This window comes from Nocardia sp. NPDC058480, assembly GCF_042720495.1.
Taxonomy (GTDB): Bacteria; Actinomycetota; Actinomycetes; order Mycobacteriales; family Mycobacteriaceae; genus Nocardia.
Window position 1 is genome coordinate 515,897 of the sequence record NZ_JBHXMN010000003.1, and the last position, 8,288, is coordinate 524,184.

Sequence of the window (8,288 nt, forward strand, 5' to 3'; positions counted from 1 at the left end):
CGGCTCGGCGCGGATCTGACACAATGCCCTCCGAAAAGGGGGTGTGCGCAATGCCGACAGTCACCGAATTCGCACAGACACGGCCCGCGGACCAGCTCGACGAGCTGATCGCGGTTCTCAGTGCAGGTCGCGGGGGTGATCCGGGGATCGCCGAACAGCTCGCGGACGCTGCCGCGCGCCGTCGTCGTCCGCTGCACATCCAGATCACGGGGCGCGCGCTCAGCGGGCGGACCACCGTGCTGGCCGCGCTGGCGTTGTTGTCGGCGCAGGAGACCGCGCCGGTCGATCAACCCGAGCTGCCCGACCCGGTGCTCGACGGCGATCTGGTCATCTATGTACTGGCCGGTGCGCCGCAGGCCGCCGACTATCGCCTGCTCGCCACCGTGCCGCCGGGTCGTGGTGTGGTGGTGCTCAACAAGGCCGACGCGGTGGGCGCGCGCTGGGGCGAGGCCGTGGCCGCCGCGCAGCGGCACGCGCAGGAACTGCAGCTGCCGATCGTGCCGATCGTCGCCTCGGTCGCCGCCCGGACCAGGGCGGGAGCGGTTGGCGCCGACGATCTGAGCGACCTGCGCAGGCTCGCGGTCGGGCCTGATGTGCCCTCGGTGCTGGCGGCCGATCTGTTCATCGGCAGCGGTTCCGACCAGGAGGCGCGCAGGCGACTGATCGCCAACTGGGATCTCTACGGCGTGGACTGCGCGCTGTCGGCCCTGCGCGCCGACCCCGATCTGCCCGCGTCGGCGATCATCCAGATCCTGCACTCCGCGAGCGGGATCGATCCGCTGCACAAGCTGGTCCACCGCCGGTATGAGCAGGTGGAAGCGGTGCGTGGCGGCGAACTGCTCGACGAGCTGACCCGGCTGGCCGCCCGCGCGGTCCCCGGCGACGGTGGCCGCGCCCGCGAGCTGATCGAGCACTATCTCGCCGGTGACGAAGCGCTCTGGGCCGGATTGTGCGCCGGATTGGCCTGCCCGCAGGTATCGCACCTGGCCGCCGGCTACCCGTCACCCGCGCCCGGCGACGCCGACGAAGCGCTCGCCCGCGCCACCCGCTGGCGTGCCGTCGTGTCCAGCGACATGCCCCCCGCCGCCCGGCGCGCCGCGCTGCGCGTCCACAACGGCTATGTCAGAGCCTGGGAGCGGATGTCCAGTGCAGGCCTCTGAGGTCCCGCCCGATCAAGGATCGCCCGACGATCCGGCCGCCCTGCCCTCGGCGGTGGACGCGGTGATCGACCGGTGGAACCCACAGGGTGGCGCGCTGCTGCGGGCGATGGCCGAGGCGGGCGAGGGCACCAGCATCACCTTCTACGCACCCGACGACGCCAACACCACGCTCCTTCGCACCGAACTCGCTCGCTTCGAACCCCGTATCGAGCTGACCGACCCGGCCGCGCTCACCCCCGAAAACCACCCGGCCGCTGCCCTGATCCTCTTCGACGCGGGCAGTGTCCTCGGCGCCGACATGTTCGCCCTGATCGACCGCCTCCGCGCCGCCGACCTGCGAATCCTGCTCGCCATGAACGGCTTTCACGCCTATCAGTACTGGCGCGTGACCCGCAGCCGCAACCTCGACCTGCTCGCCGCCCGTGGCATCACCGATCTCGACATCGTCGCCGTCTCGGCCCGCATGGCGGTGGCGGCCCGCAACGCCGACGACTCCGCCCTGCTCGACCGCTCCGGCGTGGCCGGCCTGCACGCGATCCTCACCGCGGCTACCGCCAGGGGCCCCTCCGATGGTGCCAAGCGCCGAACCGCCGTCCGTACCCGCGTGCTCGCGGACACCAGGACCAGGATCGACGAGCAGATCACCGCTCTGCGCTCTGGCACCGACACCGCCAGAATCAGAGAGGAACGCATCGGATTGGTCGCCGAGCGCGACGGCGGCCGCCAGAGCGGCCTCGCCGCCGTGCGCAGCCAGATCCAGCTCGCCCGCGTCGATCTGACCACCGAGATCGGCGCGATGGTGCGGGCGCTGCACGCCCGTTCCCGCGCCGAGCTCGACCGTTGTGACCGCGCCGAACTGCGCGCCTACCCGCAGCGCCTGCAGCAGGCAGCGGGTGAACTGTCGGTCGCGGTCGACGCCGTGATCGACGAGCGGGTGATCGAGGCTGCCCGCCGGATCGGCACCGCCGCGCCGACCACCCGTCGCCGAGATCCGGCCCCGCGGGTCGGCCCCGATCCGGACAAGAGACATCGTGGTGTCGAAGATCACCTCATGATCGCGCTCGGCGCGTCGGCTGGTGTCGGCCTCGGCCGGTTGATCGTGGCGCCGCTGTCGCTGGTCCCGACGCTCGACGTGGCGAGCGTCCCGGTGACGCTGCTGCTCGGCGCGGGCGCGGCCGCCTGGGTCGTGCGCGCCCGCGGCCAGCTCGCCGAACGCAATCACCTGGCCCAGTGGGTCTCCGAGGCGCTGGTGAATATCAAAGCCCAGCTCGAACAGCGTGTCGCCGGGGTGCTCGTTGACATCGAGGCTGAGCTGGCCGAGCACGTGGTGCGGGAATCGACCGCGCGGGCGGTGGCCGTGGACCGGCGTGTCACCGAGCTCGACGCGCTCGCGCGCAGGCTCGTCGCGGAGCGTCCCGCGCAGCTGATCGCGTGCGAGCGTGACATCGCCACGCTCGATCAACTGTGACCGTGGGATTGACCGATACACCTGTGGGTACCTGTTAGGGAGCCCGATGCCGTATCGGTCGTCATATCGCGTTAACCTTGAGGCAGGAACCTGGGCGTCCGCTCTTGCCAGTCGATGCGCGGCCACCGTCCGTGTACGGCCTTCCTCAGCCGTCTATCGGGGTTGTGCGACGGTTGGTCACTGCGGACGCCTTACCCGCCCAGGTGGCGATCGATGGATCGAACAACCGCCCATCTCAGGAGAGTTTTCATGACCTCAGCGACCATTCCTGGTCTTCGTGGATCCGACGGCAAGGCGCCGACCGAGCACAGTGAACTGCTCGCCTGGGTACAGGAAGTCGCAGAGCTCACCCAGCCCGCTCGCGTGGTCTGGGCCGACGGCTCCGACGCGGAATGGGATCGCCTGACCACCCAGCTGGTCGAGGCAGGCACCTTCAAGCAGCTCGACGAGAAGAAGAAGCCCAACTCCTTCCTCGCGCTGTCCGATCCCTCCGATGTGGCCCGCGTCGAATCGCGCACCTACATCTGTTCGGCCACCGAGGCCGAAGCCGGTCCGACCAACAACTGGGTCGACCCCGCCGAGATGCGCGCCACCATGACCGAGCTGTACCGCGGCTCGATGAAGGGCCGCACCATGTACGTGGTGCCGTTCTGCATGGGCCCGCTCGGCGCCGAGGACCCCAAGCTGGGCGTGGAGATCACCGACTCCGAGTACGTGGTCGTCTCGATGCGCGTGATGACCCGCATGGGTGCCGCCGCGCTGGACAAGCTGGGCACCGACCGCCCGTTCGTGAAGGCGCTGCACTCCGTCGGCGCGCCGCTCGCCGATGGCCAGGCCGACGTGCCGTGGCCGTGCAGCGACACCAAGTACATCACCCACTTCCCCGAGGACCGCGAGATCTGGTCCTTCGGTTCGGGCTACGGCGGCAACGCGCTGCTCGGCAAGAAGTGCTACTCGCTGCGCATCGCCTCGGCGATGGCCCACGACGAGGGCTGGCTGGCCGAGCACATGCTGATCCTCAAGCTGATCTCGCCCGAGAACAAGAACTACTACGTCGCCGCCGCGTTCCCGAGCGCCTGTGGCAAGACCAACCTCGCGATGATCCAGCCGACCATCCCCGGCTGGCGCGCGGAGACCCTGGGCGACGACATCGCCTGGATGCGTTTCGGCAAGGACGGTCAGCTCTACGCCGTGAACCCGGAGTTCGGCTTCTTCGGCGTCGCGCCGGGCACCAACAACAGCTCCAACCCCAACGCGATGGCCACCATCGACGCGGGCAACACCGTCTACACCAACGTCGCCCTGACCGACGACAACGATGTGTGGTGGGAGGGTCTCGAAGGCGACCCGCAGCACCTGATCGACTGGAAGGGCAACGACTGGACCCCCGAGTCCGAGGGTCACGCCGCGCACCCGAACTCGCGCTACTGCACCCCGATGTCGCAGTGCCCGATCCTGGCGCCCGAGTGGGACGACCCGCAGGGCGTGCCGATCTCGGCCATCCTGTTCGGCGGTCGCCGCAAGACCACCGTCCCGCTGGTGACCGAGTCGTTCGGCTGGGAGCACGGCGTGTTCATGGGCGCCACGATGGGCTCCGAGCAGACCGCCGCCGCCGAGGGCAAGGTCGGCACCGTGCGCCGCGACCCGATGGCGATGCTGCCGTTCCTCGGCTACCACGTGGGCGACTACCTCAACCACTGGATCGACCTCGGTAAGAACGCCGACTCGAACAAGCTGCCGAAGATCTTCTACGTCAACTGGTTCCGTCGTGGCGACGACGGCCGCTTCCTGTGGCCCGGATTCGGTGAGAACTCCCGCGTGCTGGAGTGGATCGTCGGCCGCATCGAGGGCCGCTCGGGCGCCACTGCCACCGCGGTCGGCAACGTGCCGACGGCTGCCGATCTCGACCTGGACGGCCTCGACGTGGTCGCCGCCGACGTCGACGAGGCGCTCGCGGTGAACGCCGACGAGTGGCGCAAGGAGATCCCGTCGATCGAGGAGTGGTTCGAGTTCGTCGGCGACAAGCTGCCCTCGGGCGTGCGTGACGAGTTCGAGGCACTCAAGGAGCGCCTCGGCTGATCTCCCCCGAAACAACAGAACCGCCCGTACCGTTTCGGTACGGGCGGTTCTGTTCGTCCACAGTTCGTCGGACGATTTCCTAGGACTCTTTCTGGGTACATCTGTCGGTGTCAGAGAGTCGCTGGTGGCGTCAGCGGTGATGTCGCCTATATTCGCTCTCGAGCTGAAACCCCTGCGAGACTCCTGTACCGCCCACGCGGTCAACGACGAGATCGACGCTGAGAGGTGGTTTGACGCATGACCGATCTGGTGACCGGATCCGAGTCCGACACCTATTCGAGCACGCCCCTGCAACGCGTGGCGGGCCGCCTGGAGCAGGTCCTGCCCCCGGGCTGGCGGGTCGAGGTCGTCGACCTACCTGCCCGGGGTGAGGTAGCCGCGCAGCCGGTACTCCGGGTCCATATGCCGGAGAACTAGGAAGAGGGCTACTCGGCGGTCCACCCCATGGGCATGAGGACGGACTTCTGCTCGCAGAACGCGTCGAGGCCTTCCGGGCCGTTCTCGCGGCCGATACCCGAGTTCTTGTAGCCACCGAACGGTGCGGTCGGGTCGAAGGCGTACCAGTTGATCGCGAAGGTGCCGGTGCGGATCCGGGCCGCCACCTCGACGCCGTGCTCGATATCGGTGGTCCACACCGAACCGGCGAGACCGTATTCGGAGTCGTTGGCGATGGCGATGGCCTCGTCCTCGGTCTCGTACGGGATCACCGAGAGCACCGGGCCGAAGATCTCCTCCTGGGCGATCGTGCTCGAGTTGTCGACGTCGGCGAAGATCGTCGGCTCCACGAACCAGCCGCGATCGACGCCCTCTGGCCTGCCGCCGCCGAGCACCAGTCGCGCGCCCTCGGCCTTGCCCTTGGCGATGTAGCTCTCCACGCGGTCGCGCTGCTTTTCGCTGATCAGCGGGCCGAGCACGGTCGCAGGATCGGTCGGGTCGCCGGTCTGCATGGTCTTCACGTGCGCGACCAACGCCTCGACGATCTCGTCATAGCGACTGCGCGGCGCGAGAATTCGCGTCTGCGCGACGCAGCCCTGCCCACTGTTCATCAGCCCGGAGAACGCGAGCACGGGAATGCTCGCGGCCAGGTCGACATCGGGCAGCACGATCGCGGCCGACTTGCCGCCGAGCTCCAGCGAAACCGTCTTGAGCTGCTCACCGGCCAGCGCGGCCAGCTTCCGGCCGACCGGAGTGCTGCCGGTGAAGGTCACCTTGTCGACGCCGGGGTGCCCGGCGAGGTACTCGCTGGCCTCGGCTTCGGCGGGCAGCACCGAGAGCACGCCGTCGGGCAGGCCCGCCTCGGTGAAGATGTCGGCGATGAGGTTCGCCGACAACGGAGTCAGCGGCGATGGCTTGAGTACCACGGTGCAGCCGGCCAGCAACGCGGGTCCGAGCTTGTTCACGGCGAGGAACATCGGGACATTCCAGGCGGTGATCGCGGCAACCACACCGCGCGGTTCCCGTGAGACACGCGAGGTTCCGAACAGGCCGACCCGAGTCTCGTTCCAGGCGAACGTCTTCGCGAGTTCGGCCAGCGCGTCAAGAGCCGCGACGGCGGGAATCTGGTTGAACGTCAAGGCCGCTAACGCAGGCGCGCCCATCTCCGCGGTGAGCGCGGCGACCAATTCCGGCGAACGCTGCTCGATCAGCCGGGCAACCTTGGTGAGTACCTCGGCTCGTTCCAGTGGGGGCGTCGATGGCCACGGCCCGCTGTCGAACGCGTCGCGCGCCGCGGCGACGGCCGCGTCGACATCGGCGTTCGTTACCGCGGGCACGCTGCCTACGGTCTCCTCCGTTGCCGGGGAGACCACAGAAATGCGGTCACTACCGGCGGGGGTGGTCCACTTCCCGCCGATGAACAGACTGTCGTAGTGCATGAGAACACGTTACAGTTTTGCGGGCGAATTGTCTGCAACCTGTTCTAATTCGCTGCGGCGCAACGACTGTGAACACCGCGAATTCCAACCTGTCGGTTCGCTTTTCGGGGAAACGCACTATTGCGTTCCGGTGGTGAAAAGGGGATGCTTTAGCTACTGATCAGCTCGCTCGATTCATTCCGACATAACAGCGAATTGGGGAGACCGACTCATGGCTGTGCAAGTGATCGGCCGATCGTTGATGACCAGCGACCAGACCGACCATCAAGCGAAAAGTGTGGGTAGTGGCGGATGGGTTGTCTCATTCCTGCCAGGCCGCACGCTCACGATCGAGCAGGCGACTGCCGCTATCCAGGCCGCTGAGGCGGTCGCGATGGTAGGCGCGCTGGCTGATCAGGTCGGCCTGACCACGTTGGAGACCGTAGGCCTGGCGATTCAGGAATCGCCGTGGGTCAGGGTGTTGCCCGAGCCGATGCGGAGGTCGCGGCGCTTGAGCTGGCTGGCGTGATCACGCTTTGGTTGCCACCACTACCAGGTTGCTGACCAGTAGCTCACGGATCACCGGAACTCGGACGAGCCACCAGGCCCAGCGCGGGTGATAACGCGGAAAAATAGTCCGCACGTCAGCTGAAGTCGTTGCCGCCCAGTGCAACCCATCCGCCGCCGTCACCGCGAACAGTGATCGGCCGAACCTGTTCTTCGGTTCGTATCCGTGCTTGCGCCGGTATCGGCGGGCCGCGAACTCGCCACCGAGGTAATGCCACAGGCCGGTTTCGTGACCACCGAAAGGTCCGTGCCACACCGTGTACGAGTACACGATGAGGCCGCCGGGCTTGGTCACCCGCACCATCTCGTCCGCCATCAGCCACGGCTGCGGCACGTGCTCGGCGACGTTGGAGGAGAAGCAGACGTCGAAGGCGTTGTCGCGGAAAGGCAATGCCATCCCCGACCCGCGCACCGAACCCGACACCCGCAGCCCGGCCGCGTGCATCTCCGACGGGTCCGGCTCCACCGACACGTAGCGCGCGCCCACCGCGGTGAACTCGTCGGCGAAGTAGCCGGGGCCGCCGCCGACGTCGAGGACCACGGTGCCGGTGAGGTCGCGGCCGGTGATGTCGGCGTAGAAGTCGCCGATCAGCTCGGCGCTGTCGGTGGCGATGCCGCCGTAGAAGCGGGCCGGGTCGGACTGCTCGAAGCGGAAGCTGGTGAGCAGGCGCAGCGAGCGGCGCAGGGTGGCGCGGCGCGCGAACCTGGATCGGTCGCGTCGCGCGACGGGCTGCTCGGTTCTCGGCTGGGTGGCGGTCGACACGGGCAGCAGTGTATTTGCAGACCAGTCGTGCGCGGCGGGTGGTGGGAGGTTCGGTGGGCGGGTTCAGGGCTGCAGGGCGGCGGACGACGGGCGGGCGGTGTCGGTCATGATGGAATCGGGACGATCGGCGTGGCGCCGGAAATCGTCGGAGTTTAACGGTGCGGCGGCGGCGAGCCTAGCCCGCGCTTACCCGTTCCCGGGCGCTGGCCGGGCACTGTGGAAACCGGCCGGCACGGCGTACCGGAGCGGCCCGCGGGCGACCGGCACTGCCACCCCGCACCCGCCCGCCGCCAGCGCCGTCCGCCGACCCGGCGTACAATGCGCGACGCGGCATCACGCCGTCCGAATCACGACGTTTCCCCACCATGTACAAACCAAGCCGCGACGACGTGCGTCGC

7 protein-coding genes are annotated in these 8,288 nt (G+C 68.4%); 5 read left to right on the forward strand and 2 right to left on the reverse strand.

Annotated elements, in window-relative coordinates:
- Nucleotides 1-50 precede the first annotated feature (50 nt).
- From ACFWO8_RS11210 to ACFWO8_RS11225, 4 genes are all read left to right on the forward strand, one after another.
- On the forward strand, nt 51-1,160 hold the full coding sequence (locus tag ACFWO8_RS11210) for a hypothetical protein (protein WP_378947848.1): 1,110 nt from the start codon (nt 51-53) through the stop codon (nt 1,158-1,160).
- Entirely contained in the window at nt 1,147-2,628 is a 1,482-nt protein-coding gene (locus ACFWO8_RS11215; protein ID WP_378947851.1) for a hypothetical protein, read from the forward strand. The genes ACFWO8_RS11210 and ACFWO8_RS11215 overlap by 14 nt, the downstream gene beginning before the upstream one ends.
- Nucleotides 2,629-2,877: 249 nt before the next feature.
- On the forward strand, nt 2,878-4,707 hold the full coding sequence (locus ACFWO8_RS11220) for a phosphoenolpyruvate carboxykinase (GTP) (RefSeq protein WP_378947854.1): 1,830 nt from the start codon (nt 2,878-2,880) through the stop codon (nt 4,705-4,707).
- A 237-nt stretch (nt 4,708-4,944) separates the two neighbouring features.
- Nucleotides 4,945-5,124: a hypothetical protein gene (locus ACFWO8_RS11225; RefSeq protein ID WP_378947857.1), complete on the forward strand. Its 180-nt coding sequence runs from the start codon at nt 4,945-4,947 to the stop codon at nt 5,122-5,124.
- Between the two features lie 8 nt (nt 5,125-5,132).
- Here ACFWO8_RS11225 and ACFWO8_RS11230 read toward each other — a convergent pair whose 3' ends face one another.
- Nucleotides 5,133-6,581 carry an aldehyde dehydrogenase gene (locus ACFWO8_RS11230; protein ID WP_378947860.1) on the reverse strand — a complete coding sequence of 483 codons (1,449 nt, stop codon included), beginning with the start codon at nt 6,579-6,581 and terminating at the stop codon, nt 5,133-5,135.
- Nucleotides 6,582-6,792: 211 nt separating this feature from the next.
- Between ACFWO8_RS11230 and ACFWO8_RS11235 the strand changes: the two genes are divergently transcribed.
- Nucleotides 6,793-7,089 carry a hypothetical protein gene (locus tag ACFWO8_RS11235; protein ID WP_056823697.1) on the forward strand — a complete coding sequence of 99 codons (297 nt, stop codon included), beginning with the start codon at nt 6,793-6,795 and terminating at the stop codon, nt 7,087-7,089.
- On the opposite strand, the gene ACFWO8_RS11240 is transcribed toward ACFWO8_RS11235, so the two are convergent.
- Nucleotides 7,090-7,890, reverse strand: a complete 801-nt coding sequence (locus tag ACFWO8_RS11240) for a methyltransferase domain-containing protein (protein WP_378947863.1) — start codon at nt 7,888-7,890, stop codon at nt 7,090-7,092.
- Nucleotides 7,891-8,288 lie beyond the last annotated feature (398 nt).

Excerpts from the sequence above, each read along its gene's own strand:
- ACFWO8_RS11230 (WP_378947860.1), bottom strand. The coding sequence starts at position 6,581 with ATGCACTACGACAGTCTGTTCATCGGCGGGAAGTGGACCACCCCCGCC.
- ACFWO8_RS11225 (WP_378947857.1), top strand. The coding sequence starts at position 4,945 with ATGACCGATCTGGTGACCGGATCCGAGTCCGACACCTATTCGAGCACG.
- ACFWO8_RS11220 (WP_378947854.1), top strand. The coding sequence starts at position 2,878 with ATGACCTCAGCGACCATTCCTGGTCTTCGTGGATCCGACGGCAAGGCG.
- ACFWO8_RS11210 (WP_378947848.1), top strand. The coding sequence starts at position 51 with ATGCCGACAGTCACCGAATTCGCACAGACACGGCCCGCGGACCAGCTC.
- ACFWO8_RS11235 (WP_056823697.1), top strand. The coding sequence starts at position 6,793 with ATGGCTGTGCAAGTGATCGGCCGATCGTTGATGACCAGCGACCAGACC.